22 protein-coding genes are annotated in these 26,259 nt (G+C 51.7%); 18 read left to right on the top strand and 4 right to left on the bottom strand.

Annotated elements, in window-relative coordinates; genetic code table 11:
* From OGX89_RS04180 to OGX89_RS04155, 6 genes are all read left to right on the top strand, one after another.
* A complete protein-coding gene (locus OGX89_RS04180) occupies positions 1 to 1,608 on the top strand; it encodes an aldehyde dehydrogenase (NADP(+)) (protein WP_126957127.1) in 1,608 nt (535 codons plus the stop codon).
* 11 nt (positions 1,609 to 1,619) lie between these two features.
* A complete protein-coding gene (locus tag OGX89_RS04175) occupies positions 1,620 to 3,221 on the top strand; it encodes an APC family permease (protein ID WP_063941042.1) in 1,602 nt (533 codons plus the stop codon).
* Positions 3,222 to 3,232: 11 nt separating this feature from the next.
* Positions 3,233 to 4,243, top strand: a complete 1,011-nt coding sequence (locus OGX89_RS04170) for an Ldh family oxidoreductase (protein ID WP_126957123.1) — start codon at positions 3,233 to 3,235, stop codon at positions 4,241 to 4,243.
* A 766-nt stretch (positions 4,244 to 5,009) separates the two neighbouring features.
* Positions 5,010 to 5,459, top strand: coding sequence for an STM2901 family protein (locus tag OGX89_RS04165; protein WP_003830103.1), 450 nt, complete (start codon positions 5,010 to 5,012; stop codon positions 5,457 to 5,459).
* Entirely contained in the window at positions 5,453 to 5,779 is a 327-nt protein-coding gene (locus OGX89_RS04160) for a DUF1493 family protein (RefSeq protein WP_003830102.1), read from the top strand. Before OGX89_RS04165 ends, OGX89_RS04160 begins: the two co-directional genes overlap by 7 nt.
* An 18-nt stretch (positions 5,780 to 5,797) precedes the next feature.
* On the top strand, positions 5,798 to 6,283 hold the full coding sequence (locus OGX89_RS04155) for an Hcp family type VI secretion system effector (protein ID WP_003830101.1): 486 nt from the start codon (positions 5,798 to 5,800) through the stop codon (positions 6,281 to 6,283).
* 55 nt (positions 6,284 to 6,338) lie between these two features.
* Here OGX89_RS04155 and symE read toward each other — a convergent pair whose 3' ends face one another.
* Positions 6,339 to 6,701, bottom strand: coding sequence for an endoribonuclease SymE (gene symE, locus OGX89_RS04150; protein WP_003830100.1), 363 nt, complete (start codon positions 6,699 to 6,701; stop codon positions 6,339 to 6,341).
* Positions 6,702 to 7,478: 777 nt separating this feature from the next.
* Between symE and OGX89_RS04145 the strand changes: the two genes are divergently transcribed.
* From OGX89_RS04145 to pdxY, 3 genes are all read left to right on the top strand, one after another.
* Positions 7,479 to 8,849, top strand: coding sequence for a tyrosine phenol-lyase (locus OGX89_RS04145; protein ID WP_003830098.1), 1,371 nt, complete (start codon positions 7,479 to 7,481; stop codon positions 8,847 to 8,849).
* Positions 8,850 to 9,039: 190 nt separating this feature from the next.
* Entirely contained in the window at positions 9,040 to 10,305 is a 1,266-nt protein-coding gene (locus OGX89_RS04140) for an aromatic amino acid transporter (RefSeq protein WP_126957743.1), read from the top strand.
* 11 nt (positions 10,306 to 10,316) lie between these two features.
* Positions 10,317 to 11,174: a pyridoxal kinase PdxY gene (gene pdxY / locus OGX89_RS04135; RefSeq protein WP_126957745.1), complete on the top strand. Its 858-nt coding sequence runs from the start codon at positions 10,317 to 10,319 to the stop codon at positions 11,172 to 11,174.
* Positions 11,175 to 11,674: 500 nt separating this feature from the next.
* On the opposite strand, the gene OGX89_RS04130 is transcribed toward pdxY, so the two are convergent.
* Positions 11,675 to 13,228, bottom strand: coding sequence for an L-lactate permease (locus OGX89_RS04130; protein ID WP_003830094.1), 1,554 nt, complete (start codon positions 13,226 to 13,228; stop codon positions 11,675 to 11,677).
* Positions 13,229 to 13,664: 436 nt separating this feature from the next.
* Here OGX89_RS04130 and dld point away from each other — a divergent pair, with 436 nt between their 5' ends.
* The 4 genes from dld (at position 13,665) to OGX89_RS04110 (ending at position 18,282) form a co-directional block, all read left to right on the top strand.
* Positions 13,665 to 15,362 (top strand): D-lactate dehydrogenase, encoded by a 1,698-nt coding sequence (dld, locus tag OGX89_RS04125; protein ID WP_126957747.1) that lies wholly within the window; start codon positions 13,665 to 13,667, stop codon positions 15,360 to 15,362.
* A gap of 74 nt (positions 15,363 to 15,436) precedes the next feature.
* Positions 15,437 to 16,156, top strand: coding sequence for a (Fe-S)-binding protein (locus OGX89_RS04120; protein WP_001102107.1), 720 nt, complete (start codon positions 15,437 to 15,439; stop codon positions 16,154 to 16,156).
* A 10-nt stretch (positions 16,157 to 16,166) separates the two neighbouring features.
* Positions 16,167 to 17,594, top strand: coding sequence for a LutB/LldF family L-lactate oxidation iron-sulfur protein (locus tag OGX89_RS04115; protein ID WP_003830092.1), 1,428 nt, complete (start codon positions 16,167 to 16,169; stop codon positions 17,592 to 17,594).
* Positions 17,587 to 18,282: a LutC/YkgG family protein gene (locus OGX89_RS04110; RefSeq protein ID WP_003830091.1), complete on the top strand. Its 696-nt coding sequence runs from the start codon at positions 17,587 to 17,589 to the stop codon at positions 18,280 to 18,282. Before OGX89_RS04115 ends, OGX89_RS04110 begins: the two co-directional genes overlap by 8 nt.
* A 49-nt stretch (positions 18,283 to 18,331) precedes the next feature.
* Here OGX89_RS04110 and gntP read toward each other — a convergent pair whose 3' ends face one another.
* Complete coding sequence (gene gntP / locus OGX89_RS04105) at positions 18,332 to 19,675, bottom strand: gluconate permease GntP (protein ID WP_003033260.1); 1,344 nt, start codon at positions 19,673 to 19,675, stop codon at positions 18,332 to 18,334.
* A 261-nt stretch (positions 19,676 to 19,936) separates the two neighbouring features.
* Between gntP and uxuA the strand changes: the two genes are divergently transcribed.
* The 5 genes from uxuA (at position 19,937) to OGX89_RS04080 (ending at position 25,665) form a co-directional block, all read left to right on the top strand.
* A complete protein-coding gene (gene uxuA, locus OGX89_RS04100; RefSeq protein ID WP_126957751.1) occupies positions 19,937 to 21,121 on the top strand; it encodes a mannonate dehydratase in 1,185 nt (394 codons plus the stop codon).
* Between the two features lie 80 nt (positions 21,122 to 21,201).
* A complete protein-coding gene (locus tag OGX89_RS04095; protein WP_003830089.1) occupies positions 21,202 to 22,677 on the top strand; it encodes a fructuronate reductase in 1,476 nt (491 codons plus the stop codon).
* A 176-nt stretch (positions 22,678 to 22,853) separates the two neighbouring features.
* A complete protein-coding gene (gene uxuR, locus OGX89_RS04090; RefSeq protein ID WP_032934226.1) occupies positions 22,854 to 23,627 on the top strand; it encodes a Uxu operon transcriptional regulator in 774 nt (257 codons plus the stop codon).
* Positions 23,628 to 24,254: 627 nt separating this feature from the next.
* The gene (locus OGX89_RS04085) at positions 24,255 to 24,464 is read left to right on the top strand and encodes a hypothetical protein (protein WP_003830087.1); all 210 of its coding nucleotides are present in this window, start codon (positions 24,255 to 24,257) and stop codon (positions 24,462 to 24,464) included.
* Positions 24,465 to 24,657: 193 nt separating this feature from the next.
* Positions 24,658 to 25,665, top strand: a complete 1,008-nt coding sequence (locus tag OGX89_RS04080) for a porin (protein ID WP_126957753.1) — start codon at positions 24,658 to 24,660, stop codon at positions 25,663 to 25,665.
* 62 nt (positions 25,666 to 25,727) lie between these two features.
* Here OGX89_RS04080 and OGX89_RS04075 read toward each other — a convergent pair whose 3' ends face one another.
* A complete protein-coding gene (locus OGX89_RS04075) occupies positions 25,728 to 26,129 on the bottom strand; it encodes a hypothetical protein (RefSeq protein ID WP_032942287.1) in 402 nt (133 codons plus the stop codon).
* Positions 26,130 to 26,259: the final 130 nt, after the last annotated feature.

The raw sequence follows: 26,259 nt of genomic DNA, 5'->3' as shown, positions 1-26,259 counted from the left end.
ATGACGCTACCTCTCTCTGTTTCGGGTCAGCAGTTTATCGCCGGACGCCGCGTGGCAAGCGGTGAGGCGACGCTGCCAAGCCTGCGTGCCGCTGACGGCAAGCTGACCGGATACCATTTTTACCCGGCCTCTCGTGAGGAGGCCGCCGCCGCGGCGGAGGCGGCTGACCAGGCGTTTCCGGTCTATTCACAGACAGCGCCAGACGTGCGTGCCTGCTTTCTCGACACTATTGCCGACGAGCTGGATTTGCTCGGCGAGGATTTTTTCGCCATAGCCCACCAGGAAACGGCGCTGCCGCTGGCGCGGTTACAGGGAGAGCGCACCCGTACCAGTAATCAGCTGCGCATGTTTGCCGGGGTGTTGCGTCGGGGCGATGCCTTTGGCGTACGTATTGATACCGCACTCCCTGACCGCCAGCCGCTGCCGCGCCCGGATCTGCGTCAGTTTCTGACCGCGCTTGGCCCGGTGGCGGTGTTCGGGGCCAGCAATTTTCCGCTGGCCTTTTCTACGGCAGGAGGCGATACCGCATCCGCGCTGGCGGCGGGTTGTCCGGTGGTGGTGAAAGCCCATCCCGGACATATGGCGACGGCGGAATTGACTGCCCAGGCGATTGTGCGTGCGGTCGCGGCATCTGGCCTGCCTGCGGGCGTTTTTAACATGATTTTCGGCACCGATATTGGCGCGGATCTGGTTCGCCATCCGGCGATTCAGGCGGTGGGTTTTACCGGTTCGCTGCGCGGCGGTAAGGCGCTCTGGCAGCTGGCGCAGCAGCGTCCGCAGCCGATCCCCGTCTTTGCGGAAATGTCGGCCATTAACCCGCTGATTATTCTGCCGCAGGCCGTCGCCACGCGGGCAGAAACGCTGGCCAATGAGCTGGTGTCCTCTTTCACTCTGGGATGTGGACAGTTTTGTACCAAGCCGGGGCTGATCCTTGTCTTACGCGGCGAGGGTATGTCCCGCTTCACGCAGGCACTGAAGGTCGCGGTTGACCTGGCACCGGCACAGATCATGCTGAATGCCCCAACGCTTGCCCATTATGAAGAGGGTGTCAGCGCGCTTGAGGCACATCCGCATATTCAGCGTCTGGCAGGGTCTGATGAATCGGTTATCGGCCGCGCGCAGGCCCGGTTGTATCAGGCTCCGGCTTCGCTGCTGCTGGCACAGGATCCACTGCTACAGCAGGAGGTGTTTGGCCCGCTGGCGGTGTTGGTCGAGGTGGCCGATGAGGCGGAGTTGCAGTCCATTTTGCGCGTGATTCCGGGCCAGTTGACGGCAACCGTGCACGCCGAATCTGATGATGGGCCGCTGGCGCAGCGCCTGCTGCCAGCCCTCACTGAAAAAGCGGGACGCGTTTTGTTTAACGGTTATCCGACCGGTGTCGAGGTCTGTGATGCCATGGTGCACGGCGGCCCGTGGCCTGCCACCACCGATGCTCGCGGTACCTCGGTAGGGACGCAATCCATCGACCGTTTTTTACGCCCGGTATGCCTGCAAAATGTGCCTGCCGCGCTGCTTCCGCCTGCTGTCCAGGATGACAACCCTCTGAACCTGCTGCGCCTGATTAACGGGCAGTGGACCCGGGAAGCCATTTCCCCCTCTGTTGACTGAAGGGCATGACCATGACGATTCACTCTACGCACCAAACACAGGCCCGCGTTGCTGAGGTGGGTAAATTTAAAAAGCAGCTAACGCTAACCGACCTGACGTTTATTGGGCTTGGGGCTATCTTCGGTTCCGGCTGGCTGTTTGCAGCAAGCCATGTGGCATCGATTGCCGGACCTGCGGGCATTGCCTCGTGGGTCATCGGCGGGATTGCCGTTCTGCTGCTGGGGATTGTCTATTGTGAACTGGGCGCGGCACTGCCTCGTGCCGGGGGGATTATCCGTTATCCGGTTTTTTCCCACGGTGAGTTGATGGGGTATCTGCTTGGATTTATTACGCTGATTGCGTTTTCAAGCCTCATCTCCATAGAGATTGTTGCCGCGCGGCAGTATGCGGCAGCATGGTTCCCGATGCTGACTCAAACTGGCTCAAGCGACCCAACGCTGCTGGGATGGATAGTGCAGTTTTTGCTGCTGTGTTTGTTCTTCGGGCTGAATTACTACAGCGTAAAAACGTTTGCCCGTTCCAATAACATCATCAGTATTCTGAAATTTTTGGTGCCGTTGGCGGTCGTTGTAACGCTATTTACCTTTTTCAAACCTGAGAACCTGCACGTTCAGGGAATTGCACCCTTTGGTATGTCGGGCGTTGAGGCTGCGATTAGCGCCGGTGGGATCATCTTCGCCTACCTGGGGTTGACGCCAATTATTTCTGTGGCGAGTGAAGTCAAGAATCCGCAGCGTACCATCCCGGTGGCGCTGATTTTATCCGTGGTGCTGTCGACGATTATTTACGTGCTGTTGCAACTGGCATTTCTTGGCAGTATTCCGACCGATATGCTGGGTGGCGGCTGGGCAGAGATCAGCAAGCAATTTTCGCTGCCGTACCGGGATATCGCCATTACACTCGGTATGGGCTGGCTGGCGTTTATGGTAGTGTGCGACGCGATTGTCTCCCCAAGTGGTACCGGCAATATCTACATGAACGCCACGCCGCGCGTGATTTATGGCTGGGCGAAAGCAGGCACCTTCTTTAAGACGTTTACCCACATCGATAAAGAGTCTGGCATTCCCCGTCCGGCGCTGTGGCTGACCTTTGCATTGTCTATCTTCTGGACATTGCCGTTCCCGTCATGGGAACAGCTGATAAGCGTGGTGTCGGCGGCGCTGGTACTGAGCTACGCTATTGCCCCGGTCACGGCGGCGGGGCTACGGCGTAATGCACCGGATTTACCGCGCCCATTCCGCGTGCGTGCCTTCGGGATTATCGGTCCGGTGTCGTTTGTGATTTCGGCGCTGATTGTATTCTGGTCTGGCTGGGGCACGCTGTCATGGCTGCTGGGACTGCAGATTGTGATGTTTGTCGTCTATGTACTTTGCAAATCAAAAGTGCCGGTGCACACCGTGAGTCTGGCACAGCAGGTGAAGTCGTCTCTGTGGCTTATCGCCTTCTATGCACTGATTATGCTCTTCTCCTGGCTGGGCAGTTTTGGAGGCACAGGGGTGATTGGTCATCCGTGGGATACGGTGGTGGTAGCGGTGATGTCGCTGGGAATTTACTACTGGGGCGAGCGAACCTGTCTGCCGCAGGCTAACTTTACCGGTGATGAAGAAGAGTAAAGGAGTCGGTCATGGAGATGGTAAACCTCTCGTTAACAGAGGCTTATGCGCTGGCATATAAGGTGCTGCGCGGGAACGGATTCAGTGAAGCGCATGCCGTGGTGGTCGCGACAAACGTGACCCACGGTGAGCGTGATGGCTGTGCCTCGCATGGTTTGTGGCGGTTGCTGGGGATTGTGGAGACGCGACGTAAAGGAAAGGTGTCACCTGACGCTGAGCCGGTTATCACCGATACCGCGCCGGCCATTGTGAAGGTGGATGCCGGTGGGGCATTTTCCCTGCTGGCATTCGAGCGCGCACTTCCACTGCTGATAGAAAAGGCGCGCCACAGCGGTATTGCTGCCCTGGCGATTAACCGCTGTGTGCACTTTTCGGCGCTGTTTGCCGACGTTGAGCCGCTCACCGAGGCGGGGCTGGTGGCGCTGGCGACGACACCCAGCCATGCGTGGGTTGCTCCCGCGGGCGGGACGCAGCCGCTTTTTGGCACTAACCCGATAGCATTTGGCTGGCCGCGTGAAGAAAAACCCCCGTTTATCTTCGACATGGCCACCAGTGCGGCGGCACGGGGAGAGATCCAACTCCATCAACGGGCGGGAAAAGCGGTGCCGGAAGGGTGGGGGATTGACGGTGACGGTCAGGCCACCACCGACGCGCAGGCGATCCTCGACGGCGCGATGTTAACGTTTGGCGGGCATAAAGGGTCGGCACTGGCGGCAATGGTGGAACTGCTTGCCGGACCGCTCATCGGCGATATGACCAGCGCGGAATCGCTGGCGTGGGATAAGGGGGCTGGCGGGTTGCCCTATGGTGGCGAGCTGATTCTGGCCCTGGACCCGGCCCGCTTTCTGGGACTGGAGGCTCCGCAGCATCTGGCACGTGCCGAGAGACTCTTTGCCGATATGCAGCGGCAAGGGGCGCGTTTGCCGGGCGAGCGTCGCTATCATTCCCGTACGCGTACAACTCGTGACGGTGTGGAAATAGCCCATTCGCTGTTCAAGGATATATCCGCGTTAGTGAAATAATTATCGCGAGAACAGGAGGGACGATGTCCCTCCTGTTATACGTGTATCGTTACATATTCCTTTTTCACACTGTATTTTGAGCGAAGTCGCCCTGCCAGGATCTATGCAGAGAGGGAAATCGGGTATGGTGACGGAGAATTCACAGAGTATTAAACATAACTGTTCAGGTAGAATTCGGTAAGCCAGAATTAACATGATTAATCCTTACCATTATTTATACGTAAAGGTAAGTAAATCATAACGATAACCCATATAAAAATGCCAATAATTTTTATGGACCAGGGTTCAAACAAGGCGAAACAGGCGAGGATTCCTGCGCTCAGCAATGGTCCGGATAATAGGTCAAGTACTCCATCCAATAGACGCATTTTCGTGGGTAAAAACCTGCTTACGATAGAAACGATAATATAAATAATCCCTACGATGATAATAACGGCAAGGGTTTTATCTTGCCATGAATCGAATTAGAACAAGCAAATTAAACATAAGGTAGCTACATAACCGCTAAGAATTATATTTATTATCGGAATAGTAAACTTACTCATATCATTATGCCTCGGTAGTTTTATTTACATTATTGTTATGAATGTTTTCTTTACCAGATATAGCACTCAATCACTACATTATGTCTTCCTGGTACATTACTACTAACGGCATGATATTTATTTTATCTGAAAATAGACTTTATACGGTAGTCATCTTTATTCTTCGTGATTCCCCTGGAGTACGATAAGCAAGCAAATCATTGAGGGAAGAAGGGGGACTGATGGATACAGTAGAGGAACTCAACGGAACATACTTTTATAAAGGGGTCTGTAACATTTCTGCAGGTGAGCTATTTTTCTGGATCTTCCTCGATAAAATTGATGAACAATTTGGGGGAATTAAAGATGTGGTAACAATGTCATGTATCATTCTTGGGTTACCATTGCTGAAAACACGGGGTAAACCATATGGGGCAACACAAGGCACATCAATTGCCTCCAAATATTCTCGTGAGTTTCTTAACGTAACATTGTCCGTCAGGCTTCCTACCATCACCAATGCCAGTATCAAATATTTAAAACCAATGATGACTAACAATCTTGGGGCATTCGTTGGACGAACAATTCCTGTGATTGGTTGGGCATTACTCGCAAGTGATGTCGCCCAAATTGTCTATAAAACGGTGAATACCTACAACACCATTGCCAGAGAGGAAGATCGCGTATGGTGACTGATAACGAGGTATTAGAATTTTTTCGGGGAGAGTTATCTCTCGCGGTAACGTTTACTTTCAAGCCTATCCCGATTGAACTTGATACGCCGCTGCAAGGTTACGCTGAATGGGATGAATTACCGTATGCCATTGAAGATTTTGGAGAGAAATATAACGTTGATGTTTCAGTCATTGATTTCGAGGCCTATTACCCGTGGGAAAGAGAGTCGGTCTATCGAAAGTGGTTTACCAAAGAACCCATCAAACAAGTGTCAAAACCGCTTACTGTGCGTATGTTCGCAGAATCAGCCAGAGCAGGTCACTGGTTATATGATTGATTACAAGGAGTTTTAAAAATGGCTGTACCCGTTCATTTATTTTTAAAAGATGATGGTGGCGCGATGATTCGTGGAGGTTCAGATGTCCGGGGACGTGAAGGCAGTATTGAGCTCCGTGGTCTGACACATAACCTTAGCATTCCAACAGATGGTGCCACCGGGAAGCTAACCGGCACACGCCAACATGGCCCATTTCTATTTGACAAAGAGATCGACTCCTCCAGCCCATACCTTTACAAAGCAGTTGCGACAGGTCAGACACTTCAAAGTGCGGAACTTAAGTTCTATCACATAAACGACGCAGGCCAGGAAGTGGAATATTTTAATACCCTACTTGAAGGTGTAAAAGTTGTATCAGTGACACCAATCGTGCATGACACACGTACGGTAACGGGAACCGGGCATTTGGAAAGCGTACAACTGCGCTATGAAAAAATCACCTGGTGTATTGTAGATGGCAATATTCAATATACCGACGCCTGGAACGAACGTACTACGGCATAACAAAGATGGCGCAATAACCCCTAATAAAGGCGCCACAGGCGCCTCAAGGACACTCTTACCCCTTCAACGTTTTCCCCGCAATCACCGCGATAAACTCCAGCACCTGTTTTTGTTTGCGTGCTGACAGCTTTTCTACTTTGCGCAGCGATTTCATCAGCGCTGACTCTTCGGGCTGGGGCGTTTGGGCGGTGAGCACGATGCAACCTTGCATTACGCGCACATCAACGCGGGTGCCGGTGTCGAATCCGGCGGCTTTAAGCCACTGGCCCTTCATCACGATGGACGGAAACTGAACGTACTTCACCGGCAGACGGCTGTAATCAGGATAACGGCTCGCATATCCCACCTTCAGGCGACGGTTATCTGCGGCGTGCACTTCTTGATCAAATGAAACTGCAATACAATGCGTATCAGTCATGATGGCTATTCTCGTGAAATAGTTACTGTGATTAGCGATGCGCAGGTGTTGGCGCACCTTCGCATCGCGCTAATAAAACCCCTGTAAATTACGCCAGTAAACTGGGGGAAGTCCAGATGTAAATAAGATGAAATAAGCGCGAATAGCACGCTTTCGGAATAAATAGAAAACGCCTTCACCCCAATAAATCCGGTATTATTCACCGTATAAATCCATTCCCCTCCAGTCCGCCAAATACGGCCATTTCCAGAAAATAGCGCTCCTCTGCATCAGGCCAAAAATGCGATCTAACTCACTGAAGCAAATAGCAAACTCTGAAACAACACCGTTTTGTACACTTTGCTTTACACTTTTAGTGATGTAAATCACAAATGTCACTCCATGAAGTGATCCGACTCTCACAAAATGAGGTGTACTCATTCAGCAATACATTACGAGCACAGCCTGGAAAGTTAAGTTTTCAGTATTTCCACTCTCCGCAGACACACTACGATGAATGGCAAATCGAAACGCAAAAAAAAACTTGTTGAATATTAACGGGTAAAAAAAAGGCGTGTGATTTGCATCACTCACATTTACAGCTTTTTAAATTATTGCCAGTGATTAATGTTGACCGGGCTATTTCCATAATCAATCAAATCTTGCATAGTGCCTCCACATTATTTCTCCCCCTGGCTCAGGAGGCGAATAGTTATATTTCATCAGACTTTATTGATGAACCAGGTATGATTTACTTCACATTAATACGTACATGACCACTGTTACTGGAGAAACAAAATGAATTATCCGGCAGAACCCTTCCGTATTAAAAGCGTTGAAACTGTATCTATGATCCCGCGTGATGAGCGCCTTAAGAAAATGCAAGAAGCGGGTTACAATACTTTCCTGTTAAATTCGAAAGATATTTATATTGACCTGCTGACCGACAGTGGCACCAACGCAATGAGCGACAAGCAGTGGGCCGGAATGATGATGGGTGATGAAGCGTACGCGGGCAGCGAAAACTTCTATCATCTGGAAAGAACCGTGCAGGAATTGTTCGGCTTTAAACATATTGTTCCGACTCACCAGGGCCGCGGCGCAGAAAACTTATTATCACAACTGGCTATTAAACCAGGGCAATATGTTGCTGGTAATATGTATTTCACTACCACCCGTTATCACCAGGAAAAAAATGGTGCGGTGTTTGTCGATATCGTTCGTGACGAAGCGCACGATGCCGGTCTGAATATTGCGTTTAAAGGTGATATCGATCTTAAAAAATTACAAACGCTGATTGATGAAAAAGGCGCAGAGAATATTGCGTATATTTGCCTGGCGGTGACGGTTAACCTCGCGGGCGGCCAGCCGGTCTCGATGGCGAACATGCGTGCGGTGCGTGAACTGACGGCAGCACACGGCATTAAAGTGTTCTACGACGCTACCCGCTGCGTGGAAAACGCCTACTTTATCAAAGAGCAAGAGCAGGGCTTTGAGAACAAGAGCATCGCCGAGATCGTGCATGAGATGTTCAGCTACGCCGACGGTTGCACCATGAGTGGTAAAAAAGACTGTCTGGTGAACATCGGCGGCTTCCTGTGCATGAACGATGACGAAATGTTCTCTTCTGCCAAAGAGTTAGTCGTGGTGTACGAAGGGATGCCATCTTACGGCGGTCTGGCCGGACGCGACATGGAAGCCATGGCGATTGGCCTGCGTGAAGCCATGCAGTACGAGTACATCGAGCACCGCGTGAAGCAGGTTCGCTACCTGGGCGATAAGCTGAAAGCCGCTGGCGTACCGATTGTTGAACCGGTGGGTGGTCACGCGGTATTCCTCGATGCGCGTCGCTTCTGCGAGCACCTCACGCAAGATGAGTTCCCGGCACAAAGTCTGGCCGCCAGCATCTATGTGGAAACGGGCGTACGTAGTATGGAACGCGGAATTATCTCTGCGGGCCGTAATAACGTGACCGGTGAACACCACAGACCGAAACTGGAAACTGTGCGTCTGACTATTCCACGTCGTGTATATACCTACGCACATATGGATGTCGTGGCTGACGGCATTATTAAACTTTACCAGCACAAAGAAGATATTCGCGGGCTGAAGTTTATTTACGAGCCGAAGCAGTTACGTTTCTTTACTGCACGCTTTGATTACATCTAAAAAATAGTTATGGCCCCATCACATGATGGGGCTTTTTTGTATTCCTTTTCCATGAACAGGAAGCCTTTGCGGTGCTCGTTACCGTGACATAACTAAAAAAAAGTAAACCCTGACTCCGACATTTTTATTATCCGCATGATGTACAAATGACAGCTGTAATTATAACGAATAGTCTACAGGAACATTTATCATGGATATTAATGCCATTGAGCGACAGAGTAGTACCCCCGGACTGATTAGCGGAACCATGTTGGTTATCGCAACCGTAGTGGGTGGCGGGATGTTCTCCCTGCCGATTGCGATGGCCGGCGTATGGTTCCCCGGTGCGTCTGTTATTCTTCTGTTTATCGCCATCATGATGTTATTAACCGGTCTGATGCTGGTTGAAGTTAATCTGCATTATGGTGCCGGTGCCAGTTTTAATACCTTTACTCAGGATTTATTAGGCCGTAAGTGGAATATCGTAGTCGGTATCGCTTTCGGCTTTGTGCTGTATATTCTGACCTATGCCTATATTTCCGGATCGTCAGCGGTGATGGCGCAAACCGTGTTCAAATACAGCGGCGTGCGCTTTCCGGCGAATATCTCGGTGGTGATCGTCAGTATGCTAGTCGGCGCGATTGCCTGGTACAGCTCCTTGCTGGTTGGACGCATCACTACCGTGTTGATTATCGGTAAGTTTATCGCGTTCTTTGCTACTTTCTCCGGGCTGGTTGGTCATATTGAAGTGGCGAAACTTGTCGACAGCGTGGCGGTGGCGCTGCCCAACTCACAGTACCTGCCTTACATTCTGATGACGCTGCCGTTCTGTATTATCTCGTTTGGTTTTCACGGTAACGTGCCGAGCCTGGTCAAGCTGTATGGCAAGAGTGGGGTCCCGAATATCACGCGTTCGATTATCATCGGTACGCTGTTTGCCCTGCTGCTGTACATCTTCTGGCTGGGCGTCACGATGGGTAACATCAGCCGTTCCGCGTTCCCGCCAATTATCGCCAAGGGCGGCAATATCGATGTGTTTGTCGAGGCCATCAGCGAGCTGTTCACCAGCCGGTATATGGATCTGATCCTGACCTTCTTCGGCAACTTCGCAGTAGCCAGTTCTCTGCTGGCGGCGACGCTTGGCTTGTTCGATTATATCGCCGACCTGTTTCACTTCCCGGATGACGGCATGGGCCGCCTGAAAACCGCGCTGGTGACCTACTTTCCGCCAGCCGCCGTGTGCTTCTTCTTCCCGAACGGTTTTGTGCACGCGATTGGCTACGCCGGTCTGGCCTTTACCATCTGGAGCGTGATCCTGCCGCCGTTCCTGGTGAAAGCCGCGCGGAAACGTTTCCCGACCGCCAGATATACCGCGCCTTGTAATAACACCGTGCTTAACCTGGTGATTGTCTGTGGGGCGGTTGTCTATCTGACGGTTGTTCTGGACGTATTTGGTCTGCTGCCAACGTTTCGTTAGACGGAGTCAAAATGAAAAACGTGTTGTCTGTTCAGTCGTCAGTCGTTTATGGCTATGCCGGAAATAAAGCCGCTGTGCTGCCGATGCAGCTTTCGGGGATCGATGTCTGGCCGTTTTACACCGTACAGTTTTCCAACCACACCCAGTACGGGATGTGGCAGGGCATGGCGATGCCGCACGGCGAGCTGAGTGCCATCATCAGCGGGCTGGATGACCTGCAAAAGCTGGCGCAATGCGATGCCGTGCTGTCCGGGTATCTTGGAGATAAACGTCATTGTGAAGAGGTGAAGCACGCGGTCACCACCATTCGTCAGCGTAATCCGCAGGCGCTCTATTTTTGCGATCCGGTGATGGGCGATCCGCAAAAAGGCTGCATTGTCGCGCAGGGCGTAGAGTCCTTTTTTGTCGATGATGCCATTCAACTGGCCGACATAATGGGACCGAATCTCTATGAGCTGGGCGTGCTGACGGGCAGACAACTGCGTGGTTTTGACGAGGTGGTGGAAGCTGCGCAACAGCTGGTGGCATGGGGGGTGAAAAAGGTGCTGGTGAAGCATCTCGGCGACTGCTCACGGGACAAACAGTCGTTTGAAATGCTGCTGGTGACGCCGGAACAGACGTTACACATTGCCCGGCCGCTGTATACCTTTGCCAAAATGCCGGTGGGCGTTGGGGATCTGATTTGCAGCGTGATGCTGGCCTCACTGCTCAATGGTTATGAGGATAAGCAGGCGCTGGAGCGGACCACCAGTGTCGTCGATGCGGTGATGCGACTGACAAAAGAGCATGATTCGTATGAACTGCGGCTGATAGATGCGCGTCACCAGATAATGGATCCGCAAATTCTCTATCGGGCAGCGGTACTGTAGCGCCGCAGGGAGGCTTTATGTTTCTGACATTGCTGCGATTTCAGCATCCGCTGGTCTACCGTTTTGCGTGGCTTCGTCTGTGGGTGGCGGTGTTAAGAGCATGCGGTCTGCGTAAGAGAAAGGGGTGAGCATTTTACGCTGCTGTTGCTGCCGGATGCGGCTCGCGCCTTATCCGGCCTATAAATGAGCGTGAAACGCAGGCCTACAAATGAGTGTGAAATGTAGGCCTGATAAGCGAAGCGCCATCAGGCATAAGTGCCAGGTATTACACGCGGAAGTAGCGTGGTGGAATCAACGCGGAAAAGGCGTCGAACTTCTTCACCATCTTTTTCCAGAACAACATAACAACAATCCTCGATTTGAAACATCGGCGCTATTTTAGTCAGCGCCGACAAATCGTAAAGCCTGTCGCCTTGTTCCGTTTCTGGGGTGGTGTAAACCTTTTTGGTCACTGTGTCGTCAAATACGATTGCCGCGAATTTGACGGGGTTGACAATGGCTTACGCCATAAACCAGTAATAAAAGAGACCGACTTTCAGGCCAAGGATCACAATGTAGGCACAGCAGTATTTCATGGTGCCAGACATGATCTGATTGGCCTGACCGTCCATTTTGGTGGCAGAAACCGCGATGGCGATGCTTTGCGGCGAAATCATTTTGCCCCCCGTAGCGCCAGAGGTATTGGCCGCCGCCAGCCAGTTGGGATCGATATGTAACTTGCTGGCAGCTATGGTTTGCAGCTTGCCGAACAGAATGTTCGAGTTGGTATCGCTGCCGGTAACGAACGTGCCCAGCGCGCCAATCACCGGGGCGAGGAAGACGTACGAGCTGCCGGTCAGATCGACAATCGACTGCGCCAGCGTGGAGATAATCCCGCTGAGATCCATCACCGTGGCCAGCGCGACGATCGCCATAATTGCCACGATAGAGTTTTTAAGCTGGAAAATCGTTTTGATAAATACTTCCAGCATCCCGCGTGCGGACGCTCCCTGAATAAAACCGCCGATAATGGTCGCAAAGATAATCAGCATCCCTGGTGTGGTCACCCATTCAACTTTCAGTGCCATCGTTTTGCCGTCAGCCAACGTGAAATGCAGCACAGAAGCCAGTTGGGACGCCGTACCTTTTATTGTCGGGAACAGCGGCGAACACAGCAGGATAAACACAAAAATAAACAGATAGATAGAGCCCACGCGGAACAACACTTTTGCCGAGCGCGGCGTGGTTTCGCGGGTATGGCTGACCTCAATGCGCCACTCGGGATCGGTTTTCCCTTTGCGCAGGCGACTGACCATCGCCACGGCAAACAGGCTGACCAGGCTACCGGCAAAGGCGGGTAATTCCGCGCCAAGATGGATGGCGACAAAATATTGTGGAACCAGCGTGGAAATGCCGCAAATCAACGTGATCAGAAATACGCCGCGAATGGCTTTCAGGCCACCGCCAATAATGCAGACAATCACAAACGGCAGCAGGATATTAAACAACGCGAGCTGCAAAATAATGGTTCCGCCTAAGGTATAAACCGACAGATTAACCTGTTCAGCCAGAATAGAAACCGGGATCCCGACCGCGCCGAATGCGGTGGGAACGGTATTTGCCACGAGAGAGGCAATCGCCGCCTTCAACGGGTTGAATCCCAGCGCAATGAGAATGCCGATCGGAATAGCGACCGCCGTGCCATAGCCCGCTGCGGCTTCAAGAAATCCACCAAAACACCATGAAATCAGCAGCACCTGAATACGCTTATCTTCGCTAATGCTGGCGAGAATATCGCGCAAAATATCCAGCGCTTTGGTCGCCTGCATGACGTTATAACTGAAAATAGCGCCGAGGATCACAATCACGATCGGCCATAGTCCCTTCAGTGCGCCATACCCTATCGCGGCTTTCAGATTTTGTACGGGCATTTCCCAGAATATTGCCGATAGTGCAGCGGTGAATACCAAAGAGATCAGTACGGAATAATGGATGGGCATTTTTAATTTCAGTATTAAAAATACCATCAGCAGCAAAGGAGAGAGTGCCAGAGCAAACATTAAATATTCGTGCATTACAATTCCCGATTTACTTTTTTAGACTGAACTATATTTAGGGGGAAGGAAGCTACCTGAATAATAAAATAAAAAATGCAAACTGAATCGCTTCAGTGAAATAAAGTTATAAAGGTTAATAATTGTATAAATAATGTTATTTTTTTATTAAATATGAATAACCACTAAATATTACAACACCCATTAGAGTTAATCATTAATAGGTATGGGATGATCTTTGCAATAAATGAAATAAGTGTTTTGGCATCCCCTCAAAGGGCGAGGTATGAATTATATGGCGGTGGTAATTTCATTAAAAAAATGTGAGCGGTACCGAAAGAAATAAAATGGGGTATTGCATGTGGATATTGATTGAGGGAATATTCTGTTTTGTCATACAAATGAACTTATAGCCATTTTCACTGGCCCTGATATAAGGAGCGGAGAGCCGCCCTCCATGAAACATACTGATAATAAGACCTTTTTGACGACTCTTACCCAATTGGTTGGCCCTGCTCATATCCTCACCGAACCGTCAAAAACTGCGCGTTACCGTAAGGGATTCCGCTCGGGTCAGGGTGATGCTCTGGCGGTGGTTATCCCCGGCTCTTTGCTTGAACTCTGGAAAGTCCTTAGCGCCTGCGTTGAGGCCGATAAAATAATCCTGATGCAGGCGTCGAACACTGGCCTGACCGAGGGTTCGACGCCAAATGGTAATGACTACGACCGCGAGATCGTCATTATCAGCACGCTGCGGCTGGACAGTCTGCATGTGCTGGATGAGGGCAAGCAGGTGCTGGCTTATCCGGGCACCACGCTGTACTCGCTGGAAAAGGCGCTGAAGCCGTTTGGCCGTGAGCCGCATTCGGTGATCGGCTCTTCGTGCATCGGCGCGTCGGTTATCGGCGGTATCTGTAATAACTCGGGCGGTTCTCTGGTCCAGCGAGGCCCGGCTTACACCGAGATGTCGCTGTTTGCCCGCATTGATGAACAGGGACGCTTGCAGCTGGTCAATCACCTTGGCATTGAGCTAGGTCAGACGCCAGAGCAAATCCTTGCCCGGCTGGATAACAATGCGATTGAAGCCGCGCTCGTCAACCATGACGGGCGTCACGCGCACGATCACGACTATGTTAGCCGCGTGCGGGACATCAATGCCGACACGCCAGCACGTTACAACGCTGACCCGGATCGCCTGTTTGAATCCTCTGGCTGCGCGGGCAAGTTAGCGGTGTTTGCCGTACGTCTGGATACCTTTGAAGCCGAGAAGAACCAGCAGGTCTTTTATATCGGTACCAATCAGACTGATGTCCTGACCGAGATTCGCCGCCACATCCTGGCGAATTTTACAAACCTGCCGGTAGCTGGGGAGTATATGCACCGCGATATCTATGATATTGCAGAGAAATACAGCAAAGATACCTTCCTGATGATCGACAAACTTGGTACGGACAAAATGCCGTTCTTCTTCAACCTGAAGGGGCGTACCGAGGCCATACTTGAGAAAGTGAAGATTTTTCGTCCGCACTTTACCGACCGCGCTATGCAGGCTTTTAGCCATCTGTTCCCGAGCCATCTCCCGGCGCGGATGAAAACCTGGCGCGATAACTATGAACACCATCTAATGCTGAAAATGTCCGGTGAGGGTGTGGCCGAAGCCCAGGCATGGTTAACGGACTATTTTAAATCGGCCGAGGGCGCGTTCTTTACCTGTACCGCGGAAGAGGGCAGTAAGGCGTTTCTGCATCGTTTTGCCGCTGCGGGCGCTGCCATTCGTTATCAGGCCGTTCATTCCGATGAGGTTGAGGATATTCTCGCGCTGGATATTGCATTACGCCGTAATGATACCGAATGGTATGAGCATTTACCGGCAGAAATTGACAGTCAGTTGGTGCATAAACTCTATTACGGTCATTTTATGTGCTATGTCTTCCATCAGGATTATATCGTTAAAAAAGGCGTAGATGCCCACGCGTTAAAAGAACAGATGCTGGAATTACTGCGCCAACGCGGAGCGCAATATCCGGCGGAACACAATGTCGGTCATCTGTATAAAGCGCCGGAAAATTTGGCACGTTTTTATCAGGAAAATGATCCGACCAACACTATGAACCCAGGTATTGGTAAAACCAGCAAACATAAAAACTGGGCATGAAATACGAATGAACATTTGTTTGATATCGCGATATCAAGCGCAATAAACAGAAATGAAGCAATGGAGTAGTTATTGTGAATGTAAATTTCTTTGTTACCTGCATTGGTGACGCACTGAAATCACGGATGGCACGAGACTCCGTATTGCTGCTGGAAAAACTGGGTTGTCGCGTGAATTTCCCCGAGAAGCAAGGGTGTTGCGGTCAGCCAGCCATCAACAGCGGTTACATCAAAGAGGCGATCCCTGGGATGAAAAACCTGATCGCCGCGCTGGAAGACAACGACGATCCGATTATCTCCCCTGCGGGCTCCTGCACCTACGCGGTAAAAAGCTACCCGACGTATCTGGCCGATGAACCGGAATGGGCACTACGTGCTGAGAAAGTTTCCGCGCGTATGCAGGATCTCACCTCCTTTATCGTCAACAAACTGGGCGTGGTGGACGTTGGCGCCAGCCTGCAGGGGCGCGCTGTGTATCATCCTTCCTGTAGCCTGACCCGCAAACTGGGGGTGAAGGAAGAGCCGCTTACGCTGCTGAAAAACGTGCGCGGACTGGAGCTGTTGACGTTTGCCGATCAGGATACCTGTTGCGGCTTTGGCGGGACGTTCTCGGTCAAGATGGCCGAGATATCCGGTGAAATGGTGAAAGAGAAAGTCTTACATCTGATGGACGCAAAGCCTGAATATTTGATTGGCGCAGACGTTAGCTGCCTGCTGAACATTGGCGGCCGACTGCAACGGGAAGGCCAGCCGGTCAAAGTGATGCATATTGCTGAAGTGCTGATGAGCCGCTGAGGGGAAAGAGATGTCGATAAAAACCAGCGATGTAGAATTTAAACTGCGCATTCGTCAGCAGATAGAAGATCCGATCATGCGCAAAGCCGTGGCTAATGCGCAGGAGCGTATCGGCGCAAATCGGCAAAAAATGGTCGATGAGTTAGGCCACTGGGAAGACTGGCGCGATCGTGCCAGCCAGATCCGCGATCACGTTCTGAGCAACCTCGACGCTTACCTGTATCAACTCTCCGAGAAAGTGACGGAAAACGGCGGGCACGTCTATTTCGCCAAAACCAAAGAAGATGCCACTCGCTACATTTTGCAGGTTGCGCAAAGTAAAAATGCGCAGAAGGTGGTGAAGTCCAAGTCGATGGTGACCGAAGAGATCGGCGTCAACCATGTGCTGCAGGATGCCGGAATCCAGGTGATCGAAACCGATCTCGGGGAATATATCCTGCAACTGGATCAGGATCCTCCTTCGCACGTCGTGGTCCCGGCGATTCATAAAGATCGCTATCAGATCCGCCGCGTGCTGAACGAACGTCTGGGGTATGACGGCCCGGAAACCCCGGAAGCCATGACCTTGTTCATTCGTCAGAAGATCCGTGAGGATTTCCTCAGTGCCGAAATCGGTATTACCGGCTGTAACTTTGCCGTGGCGGAAACCGGCTCGGTGTGTCTGGTGACCAACGAAGGCAACGCGCGCATGTGCACCACGCTGCCGAAAACGCACATTGCGGTGATGGGCATGGAGCGTATCGCGCCGACCTTTGCCGAGGTGGATGTGCTGATCACCATGCTGGCGCGCAGCGCCGTGGGTGCACGTCTGACGGGCTACAACACCTGGCTGACCGGCCCGCGCGAGGCGGATAACGTTGACGGACCGGAAGAGTTCCATCTGGTGATTGTCGATAACGGTCGCTCGCAGGTGCTGGGCTCAGAGTTTCGCGATGTGCTGCGCTGCATCCGCTGCGGAGCCTGTATGAACACCTGTCCGGCATACCGCCACATCGGCGGACACGGCTATGGCTCTATCTATCCAGGACCTATCGGCGCGGTGATTTCTCCGCTGCTCGGCGGCTATAAAGATTTTAAAGACCTGCCGTACGCCTGTTCTTTATGCACGGCCTGTGACAGCGTTTGCCCGGTGCGCATTCCTCTGTCAAAACTGATCCTGCGTCATCGCCGGGTGATGGCCGAGGAGGGCATTACCCCGAAAGCCGAGCGACGGGCGATCAAGATGTTCGCCTATGCCAATAGCCATCCGGGGCTGTGGAAAGTCGGGATGATGGCGGGCGCGCATGCGGCGAGCTGGTTTATCAATGGCGGCAAAACCCCGCTCAAGGTTGGCGCGATTGGTGACTGGATGGAGGCGCGCGACCTGCCTGATGCTGACGGCGAGAGCTTCCGTAGCTGGTTTAAAAAACATCAGGCGCAGGAGAAAAAGAATGGATAACCGTACCGCGTTTTTAAACACCATCGCCCAGGCGCTGGGTCGCCCGCTGCGTTTCGAACCGCAAGCGGATGCCGCGCCGGTTAACAACTATGCCAACGAGCGCCTGACCGAGCTTAGCCCGCAGCAGCGCTGCGATGCGTTCATCCAGTTCGCCAGCGAAGTGATGCTGGCTCGCTGCGAGCTGACTCGCGAGGACCTGGCCGCAGACGCGGCGTTACGCCTGTGCGAAGAATTGGGTCAGCAGCCGGTGGTGCTGAGCGGCGACAGCCGGCTGGTGGAGCTGGGTATCACCGAACGCTTGCAGCAGGAATGCAACGCCGTGGTCTGGGATCCGGCGCGTGGTAGCGAAAATATTACCCAGGCCGAGCAGGCGAAAGTCGGCGTAGTGTATGCCGAATATGGCCTGACCGAGTCCGGCGGCGTGGTGCTGTTTTCCGCACCGGAGCGCGGGCGTTCCCTGAGCCTGTTGCCGGAGTCCTCGATTTTCGTGCTGCGTAAAAGCACCATCCTGCCGCGCGTGGCGCAGCTGGCAGAAAAACTGCATCAGAAAGCACAGGCCGGTGAGCGTATGCCATCGTGCATTAATATCATCAGTGGACCCAGCTCGACGGCGGATATTGAGCTTATCAAGGTGGTTGGGGTACATGGCCCGGTGAAGGCGGTGTATCTGATTATTGAGGATTGTTGAGGCAGGATGGAAAACCGCTCTGGCGCTATAGGCCAGAGCGGTATCGACGTTATGCAATCATGCTGATGATCAACACGATAATCAGGCCAACCACGGAGTTTACCAGCTCCAGCAGACCCCAGGTTTTCAGCGTATCCTTCACCGACAGGTCAAAGTAGCCTTTGAACAGCCAGAACGAAGCATCGTTGATATGGGTCAGTGTGTTGGAACCCGCCGCTGTTGCCAGTACCAGCAACGCCGGGTCGACGCCGACCAGTTGACCGGTTGCCGGGTCGAGGATTGCTGCGCTAATAATCCCCGCGGCCGTCATGGCTGAGACCACGCCCTGACCCGTTGCCAGACGAATCAGTACGGTTATCAACCACGCCATAATGTACGGAGAAATATTACCGTGCGACATCAGCATGCCGATGGTATCGCCGATGCCGGTATCGATAATGGTTTGCTTCAGTACGCCGCCCGCGCCGATGATCAGGATCACCATGGCGATGCTTTTCACCGCGTTTTCAAAGGCGTTCATTACCCACTGCATGTCATGACCGCGCGCGGTACCAAACAGCACGAAGGCGACAACCATGGCGATAAACATTGCAATCGGCGAGGAGCCTAAGAAGTTGACCACTTCCCACGCCTGCGTCCCTTTCACCAGCCAGATGTTGGCGATGGTGGTGGAGATCATGATGATCGCCGGGATCAGCGGCACCAGGATAGAAACTCCGAAGGACGGCAGGTTGTTCTGGTCAACCGGTACGTCGGCCTTCATGAATGACGGCGTTGGACGATCGAGGTTGCCGAGGAATTTCGGCAGAATAAGCCCGGCGCAGATCACGCTCGGAATGGTCACCAGGATACCGTAGATGTAGACCATGCCCATGTCAGCGCCGTAGGCGTTAACCAGCGCGACCGGACCCGGCTGCGGTGGGAACAGTGAGTGAGCGGTGGTGGCGGCGGCAACCGCAGGAATCGCCAGCTTGAGGAACGGGATCTTCGCTTCCGCGGCAATGACGATCACCAGCGGTGCCAGCATAATAAACGCCACTTCATAGAACATCGCCAGGCCGAAGATCAGACCAATAATGATCACCGACAGCTGCACGTAACGTAGACCGAGTCGCGCCAGCAGCGTATGGGCAATCTGATGCGCCGCCCCGGAGTCAACCATCAGCTTACCGATGACTGCCCCGAATACCACGATAATCGCCAGCTCACCCAGCGTGCTGCCAAAGCCGGATTTCATGGTATGCAGCAGTTCCATTAAATCCATTCCCGCCAGCATACCGACCGAGAGTGCCGCCAGCAGCAGGGCGACCATCGAGTTTATTTTGAATCTTAAATTGAGCACCAGCATCAGGCCGATGCCGAATACAACCCACAGAATATTGAGAACGTGCATATAACGTCTACCTTACTTTGGTTGAACTATTATGATTTTGGTTGAGATGTTACATATATTGGTCAACCTATGATGCGATGGATGTCACATTGCGTTACATGTTTACATTAATACTGGGTTGTCTGGACGTAAAAAGGCGATCTAATCAGCAGGTATCGTGATTTGGTTAACCAATTTAGCGCTTCAGGTTGACATGTAATACCAAAAGGAGGAATTTATGTGCCATATCGTCGAGTCCATAACGTAAATGAGGAATAAAACATGGAACAGACATGGCGCTGGTATGGTCCTAACGATCCGGTCACCTTAGCGGATGTACGTCAGGCGGGTGCTACGGGCGTTGTTACCGCCTTGCACCATATCCCGAACGGGGAAGTGTGGACGGTTGATGAGATCCTAAAACGCAAAGCCATTATTGAGCAGGCGGGCCTGGTATGGTCGGTCGTCGAAAGCGTACCGATCCACGAAGACATTAAAACCCGTTCCGGCAACTATCAGCAGTGGATTGCCAACTACCAGCAAAGCCTGCGTAACATGGCCGAGTGCGGCATTCGTACCGTGTGCTACAACTTTATGCCGGTTCTCGACTGGACCCGTACCGACCTGGAATACGTCCTGCCGGACGGCTCCAAAGCGCTGCGTTTCGATCAAATTGAATTTGCCGCCTTTGAGCTGCATATCCTCAAACGCCCGGGCGCGGAAGCGGACTACACCGCCGAAGAGATTGCGCAGGCGCATGAACGCTTCACCACCATGAGCGAAGAAGACAAAGCACGTCTGACCCGCAATATCATCGCCGGTTTGCCGGGCGCGGAAGAGGGCTACACGCTCGACCAGTTCCGCCAGCATCTTGAACGCTATAAGGATATCGATAAAGCTGCGCTGCGTGAGAATTTTGCCGTCTTCCTGAAGGCGATTATTCCTGTAGCAGAAGAGGTCGGTGTGCGCATGGCGGTACACCCGGACGATCCGCCGCGCCCAATCCTTGGCCTGCCACGCATTGTTTCCACCGTGGAAGACATGCAGTGGATGGTCGATACGGTCAACAGCATGGCGAACGGTTTCACCATGTGTACCGGCTCCTACGGCGTTCGTGCGGATAACGACCTGGTCGACATGATCAAACAGTTTGGCCCGCGCATTTACTTCACCCATTTGCGCTCCACGCTGCGTGAAGATAACCCGAAAACTTTCCATGAAGCGGCGCATCTTAACGGCGACGTCGACATGTACGAAGTAGTGAAAGCGATCGTTGAGGAAGAACAGCGCCGTAAAGCCGAGGGCAAAGAGGATCTGATTCCTATGCGCCCGGACCACGGTCACCAGATGCTTGACGACCTGAAAAAGAAAACCAACCCAGGTTACTCCGCGATTGGTCGCCTGAAAGGCCTGGCGGAAGTACGTGGCGTTGAGATGGCTATCCAGCGCGCTTTCTTTAGCCGCTAAAGCAGTGTTGCCGGTCGCCTGTCTGGCCGGCTTTTTTCTTTTCTCTCCGTTGGTCTTTCCGACGGGATCTGGAGTTCACGATGACAACGACAATTGCCAATAGCAACCTGCCGGTTGCACGCCCCGCATGGGACAGCTCTCGTCTGCAATCCCGCATTGTTCACCTGGGATGCGGCGCTTTCCACCGCGCGCATCAGGCGCTGTACACCCACCATCTGCTGGAAACCACCGACAGCGACTGGGGTATCTGTGAAGTTAACCTGATGCCGGGTAATGACTGCATACTGATTGAAAACCTGCGCAAGCAACAATTGCTGTATACCGTGGCGGAAAAAGGCGCGGACAATACCGTGCTGAAAGTGATTGGCTCAATGAAAGAAGCCCTGCACCCGGAGCTTGACGGTTGTGACGGTATTTTACAGGCTATGGCGCGCCCGCAGACGGCAATTGTCTCGCTGACGGTCACGGAAAAAGGCTACTGCACCGATGCCGCCAGCGGCCAGTTAGATCTCAATAACCCGCTGATTAAACACGATCTGGCGAATCCGGCCGCGCCGAAATCGGCGATTGGTTACATCGTACAGGCGCTGCATCTGCGTCGTGAGCAGGGGCTGGCGGCCTTTACCGTGATGTCCTGCGATAACGTGCGCGAAAATGGCCATGTGGCGAAAGTTGCGGTGCTGGGCCTGGCGCAGGCGCGCGATCCGCAGCTGGCGCAGTGGATTGAAGCGAACGCCACTTTCCCATGCACCATGGTCGACCGCATTGTTCCGGCGGCGACGCCAGAAACGTTGCAAGAGATTGCCGACCAGTTGGGCGTTTACGATCCGTGCGCTATCGCCTGCGAACCGTTCCGCCAGTGGGTGATTGAAGACAACTTTGTTAACGGTCGTCCTGACTGGGACAAAGTCGGCGCACAGTTTGTTGCCGACGTAGTACCGTTTGAAATGATGAAACTGCGCATGCTCAACGGTAGCCACTCTTTCCTCGCTTATCTGGGCTATCTTGGCGGTTATGAAACCATCGCTGACACTATGACCAATCCAGCGTACCGCAAAGCGGCGTTTGCACTGATGATGCAGGAGCAAGCGCCAACGCTGTCGATGCCGGAAGGTACCGATCTCAGTGCCTACGCGACGCTGCTGATCGAGCGTTTCAGCAACCCGTCTCTGCGCCACCGTACCTGGCAGATTGCGATGGATGGCAGCCAGAAACTGCCGCAGCGCCTGCTGGATCCGGTGCGTCTGCATCTGCAAAACGGCAGCGGCTGGCGTCATCTGGCACTGGGCATCGCGGGCTGGATGCGCTACACCCACGGTGTGGATGAACAGGGGCAAGTCATTGATGTTGTCGACCCAATGCAGGCCGAATTCCAGCGCATTAACCAACAGTTCCAGGGAGCCGAACGGGTGACGGCGCTGCTGGGGTTAAGCGGCATTTTTGGTCACGATCTGGCGGAAAACGCCGATTTTGTGGAAACGATTATCGCGGAGTATCAACAGTTGTGTGAACACGGCGCACGCGAGTGCGTTGCAGCGTTAAGCGCTGACGCATAACCTCCCAGGTATGACGGGTCAATCAAAATACTAATTTGGTTGACCCGTTTTCTGTTTTTGGCTTCCCGCAAATGCTATAGTTCAGGCGAAAAAAACGTTATTGGTAGGCCGGATAAGGTGTGCGCAGTCATCCAGCCTCCGGATTCTGAATTGACGCATCTGACGGACATAACACGATGAAATCAAACACTTCTCAGCAAAGACCCTACCAGGAAGTGGGTGCAATGATCCGCGATCTGATTGTCCAGACGCCGTACCTGCCTGGTGAGCGCTTACCTCCGGAGCGTGAAATCGCCGAGAGGCTCAATGTCACTCGCACGGTGGTGCGCGAAGCGTTAATCATGCTGGAAATTAAAGGTCTGGTGGACGTGCGTCGTGGTGCCGGGATCTACGTACTCGACAATGCAGAAGCACAGACTATCGACAGTTCGGATGTGAATCATTGCAATGATGCAGGCCCGTTTGAGCTGCTACAGGCGCGACAGCTGCTGGAAAGCAACATCGCCGAATTTGCCGCGCTGCAGGCCACCCGCGAAGATATCGTCAAAATGCGCCAGGCGTTGCAGCTGGAAGAGCGGGAGCTGGCCTCCAGCGAACCCAACGGTTCTGAAAGCGGTGACATGCAGTTCCATCTCGCTATCGCCGAGGCCACGCATAACAGCATGCTGGTGGAGCTGTTCCGCCAGTCATGGCAGTGGCGCGAGAACAACCCGATGTGGATCCAGCTTCATAGCCATCTCGATGATACCCACTATCGTAAAGAGTGGATGGGTGACCACAAGCAGATCCTGGCGGCGTTAATCAAAAAGGATGCTCGCGCGGCCAAGCTGGCGATGTGGCAGCATCTGGAAAACGTCAAACAGCGCCTGCTGGAGTTTTCAAATGTTGATGACATCGACTTCGATGGCTATCTGTTTGACTCCTGGCCGCTGGATAAAGTTAACGCTTGATTTTACCACCTCTCACGCGGGCTGTTGCGGCCCGCTCGGCATTGCATAACAACCTTTCTTTTCACGTCTTAAACCTCATGTAAAAAATGGTTTCCATAGTCTTCAATGATCATTTTTTTCGCCGCCCCTGTGTGATGTAAATTGATTTTCATCAATTAAAAACAACTTATTTTTGCTTGCGAAAAAATGCGCTATTTACCTTATTTTTACCTTTTTGTGCTTATTTTTAGACAATACAGGTCTGTATTAAGTGAGAATCAAAGTGATTTCCGCTGCAGATAGTGCAGGGCCGCCTGGCATAACAGCGCATAAAAACTGGTGGTTTGCGTAAAAGTAGACATTAATAATGGCATGTAACTCATTGTCTGTAGTGATGTTTTGATTGAGCATTATTATTAATGTGAATGATTCGTGGCTTTTTAATCATATGAATAAAAACGGATATATGTAAAGCTAACATTACACATTATTCTATAATCAAGTTATCTTTCATTTGAAATAACGTTCCAGTTTTTTGTTCTTTATTAACAGTTTCATTACTATTGTGACTGTATTTTGCCGTTGACATGTTTTTACACTGACTGCATATTTCATCGCCATAAGCGTGTTTGCGTTCAGGAGATGATTATGCCCTCTCGAGATTACCCTGATATCCGAAAAGCCAGGGGAACCCGATCAAAAGATATGGTTCTATTAAGTGCCCGTGTCGATACTTCTCTATGGGAATATGTTCGGACGCTGGCATTTGAAACTCGTAAAAGTAAACAAGACATTATTGCCGAGGCATTAATGTTGCATCGCTCTATTAATGAGAGCACAAGCGAAGAATCTAAGTAATTACTCTCTGTTCGGGTTTTCTTTAAAACCCAAAATTGAAACAGGTCTTGCCACTTCATTATTGCCTTTATTGGTATATTTTTTCGGTGTGTTATTGGTGTTTCCCCTTATCTGGAGGGGACTTTTTTATGTGGGCATCCCGCCTTCATAACAAAGTTGATAGCAAAATTCACAATTAAAAGTGAGTAATAACATGAAAAAGTCAGTAGTGGCATTAGCTGTAATGGCATTAGGGGTAACCTCCGTTCATGCAGCGGAAATTTATAATAAAGATGGCAACAAACTGGATCTGTACGGCAAAGTAAAAGCGGTCCATTCCTGGACTGACGGCAATAACGCCGATGAGACCTACGCGCGTCTGGGTTTTCGCGGTGAGACACAAATCAACGATCAACTGACCGGTTATGGCCAATTTGAGAGTCAGTTTGATGCCTCTAAAGCAGAAGGTTCTCAGAATGGCGTTAAGACACGTCTGGCGTTTGCTGGCCTGGATTACGGCCATGACGTTAGCTTTGACTACGGTCGTAACTACGGTATCGCTTACGACGTGGGAGCTTACACTGACACTCTCTCAGAGTTCGGCGGTGACTCCTTTGAAGATGCTGACCGCTTCCTTACTTCACGCACTTCTGGCGTTGCAACACTCCGTACCAAAAATCTGTTTGGTGCCGTTGATGGTTTGAGCGTTGGTGCGCAATATCAGGGGCAGGACGATACCAATACGGATCCGACCAAACAGCACGGCAACGGCTACGGCTTCTCCCTGGGCTATGACAATATCGCGGATTCTGGTGTTTCTGCCATTGCGGCCTATACCAACAGTTCTGTGACTGCTCAGCAGAAACAAAATGGTTGGGATGGCGAAAACGCAGAGTTCTGGGGCGCAGGCCTTAAGTATGATGCAAACGCTATCTACGTTGCAACCATGTACGGTGAGTCTCACAACCTGATTCAGAATGCGGACAAAGCGCAGCACTTTGAAGCGATGGCGGCCTATGTGTTTGATTTTGGTCTGCGTCCGAACGTGGGCTACGTCCATACGCGTGACAACAACAATAACGATCTGACCGAATACGTTGCGCTGGGCACAGACTACTACTTCAACAAAAACATGGTTGCTGATGTGGGTTACAAAATTAACCTGCTTGATGGCAAAGACGGCGACAACAAGGTTGTTGCGGGTCTGACCTATCAGTTCTAAGTAGTTATACTAGTACGAAAAAGGCGTCTTGGTTAAGACGCCTTTTTTACATCTGCTGGAGTTTAAACCGGCTGACTCTCTTTCATCTGTACACCGCTAAACAGCCATTGCCAGATGCCCACTTTTACCCATGCGACCACGCAGAGGATCAGATAAAAAAGCGGATTATGGGTAATGGTAACGCGCATGACTTCCATTAAATCCACATGCAAATTTCCGGCAATTGCCATATTGATAACAAAAATAGAGGCTACCGCGCTGGCCAGTAAAATAAGTATGGCATGTAACTTTGTTATCTCCGGTAACTTGCCAGAGGCCCATTGCCATAAGAATGTTGTTGATAACAGGAAGATAATAAACAATCCCAGTGCGCCAAATAAGCCAAAGTCTTTATAATCCTTTAGCGTGCCAATTAAACCCGCTAAAATAATTAACCCCAGTAGTATTTTTTTAAACCACGACATGTGCCTTTCCCGAAGATGGTGTTGATGTTGAATTAATATGTCCATTTTTACGCATTTTAAATTGAGTTTATAAATGAACAGCCGGGGATTATAAATTGTCTGACGGATAATTGCCGATTATTTGCGGTTT

This window comes from Citrobacter sp. Cpo103 (assembly GCF_030332605.1).
GTDB classification, from domain to species: Bacteria; Pseudomonadota; Gammaproteobacteria; order Enterobacterales; family Enterobacteriaceae; genus Citrobacter; species Citrobacter portucalensis.
Note: the sequence above shows the minus strand (reverse complement) of the source record. Positions and strands in the feature narration are given on the sequence as shown.

Coding starts and splice junctions, on each gene's coding strand:
- OGX89_RS04180 (WP_126957127.1), top strand. CDS start 1: ATGACGCTACCTCTCTCTGTTTCGGGTCAGCAGTTTATCGCCGGACGC.
- OGX89_RS04175 (WP_063941042.1), top strand. CDS start 1,620: ATGACGATTCACTCTACGCACCAAACACAGGCCCGCGTTGCTGAGGTG.
- OGX89_RS04170 (WP_126957123.1), top strand. CDS start 3,233: ATGGAGATGGTAAACCTCTCGTTAACAGAGGCTTATGCGCTGGCATAT.
- OGX89_RS04165 (WP_003830103.1), top strand. CDS start 5,010: ATGGATACAGTAGAGGAACTCAACGGAACATACTTTTATAAAGGGGTC.
- OGX89_RS04160 (WP_003830102.1), top strand. CDS start 5,453: ATGGTGACTGATAACGAGGTATTAGAATTTTTTCGGGGAGAGTTATCT.
- OGX89_RS04155 (WP_003830101.1), top strand. CDS start 5,798: ATGGCTGTACCCGTTCATTTATTTTTAAAAGATGATGGTGGCGCGATG.
- symE (WP_003830100.1), bottom strand. CDS start 6,701: ATGACTGATACGCATTGTATTGCAGTTTCATTTGATCAAGAAGTGCAC.
- OGX89_RS04145 (WP_003830098.1), top strand. CDS start 7,479: ATGAATTATCCGGCAGAACCCTTCCGTATTAAAAGCGTTGAAACTGTA.
- OGX89_RS04140 (WP_126957743.1), top strand. CDS start 9,040: ATGGATATTAATGCCATTGAGCGACAGAGTAGTACCCCCGGACTGATT.
- pdxY (WP_126957745.1), top strand. CDS start 10,317: ATGAAAAACGTGTTGTCTGTTCAGTCGTCAGTCGTTTATGGCTATGCC.
- OGX89_RS04130 (WP_003830094.1), bottom strand. CDS start 13,228: ATGCACGAATATTTAATGTTTGCTCTGGCACTCTCTCCTTTGCTGCTG.
- dld (WP_126957747.1), top strand. CDS start 13,665: ATGAAACATACTGATAATAAGACCTTTTTGACGACTCTTACCCAATTG.
- OGX89_RS04115 (WP_003830092.1), top strand. CDS start 16,167: ATGTCGATAAAAACCAGCGATGTAGAATTTAAACTGCGCATTCGTCAG.
- OGX89_RS04110 (WP_003830091.1), top strand. CDS start 17,587: ATGGATAACCGTACCGCGTTTTTAAACACCATCGCCCAGGCGCTGGGT.
- gntP (WP_003033260.1), bottom strand. CDS start 19,675: ATGCACGTTCTCAATATTCTGTGGGTTGTATTCGGCATCGGCCTGATG.
- uxuA (WP_126957751.1), top strand. CDS start 19,937: ATGGAACAGACATGGCGCTGGTATGGTCCTAACGATCCGGTCACCTTA.
- OGX89_RS04095 (WP_003830089.1), top strand. CDS start 21,202: ATGACAACGACAATTGCCAATAGCAACCTGCCGGTTGCACGCCCCGCA.
- uxuR (WP_032934226.1), top strand. CDS start 22,854: ATGAAATCAAACACTTCTCAGCAAAGACCCTACCAGGAAGTGGGTGCA.
- OGX89_RS04085 (WP_003830087.1), top strand. CDS start 24,255: ATGCCCTCTCGAGATTACCCTGATATCCGAAAAGCCAGGGGAACCCGA.
- OGX89_RS04080 (WP_126957753.1), top strand. CDS start 24,658: ATGAAAAAGTCAGTAGTGGCATTAGCTGTAATGGCATTAGGGGTAACC.
- OGX89_RS04075 (WP_032942287.1), bottom strand. CDS start 26,129: ATGTCGTGGTTTAAAAAAATACTACTGGGGTTAATTATTTTAGCGGGT.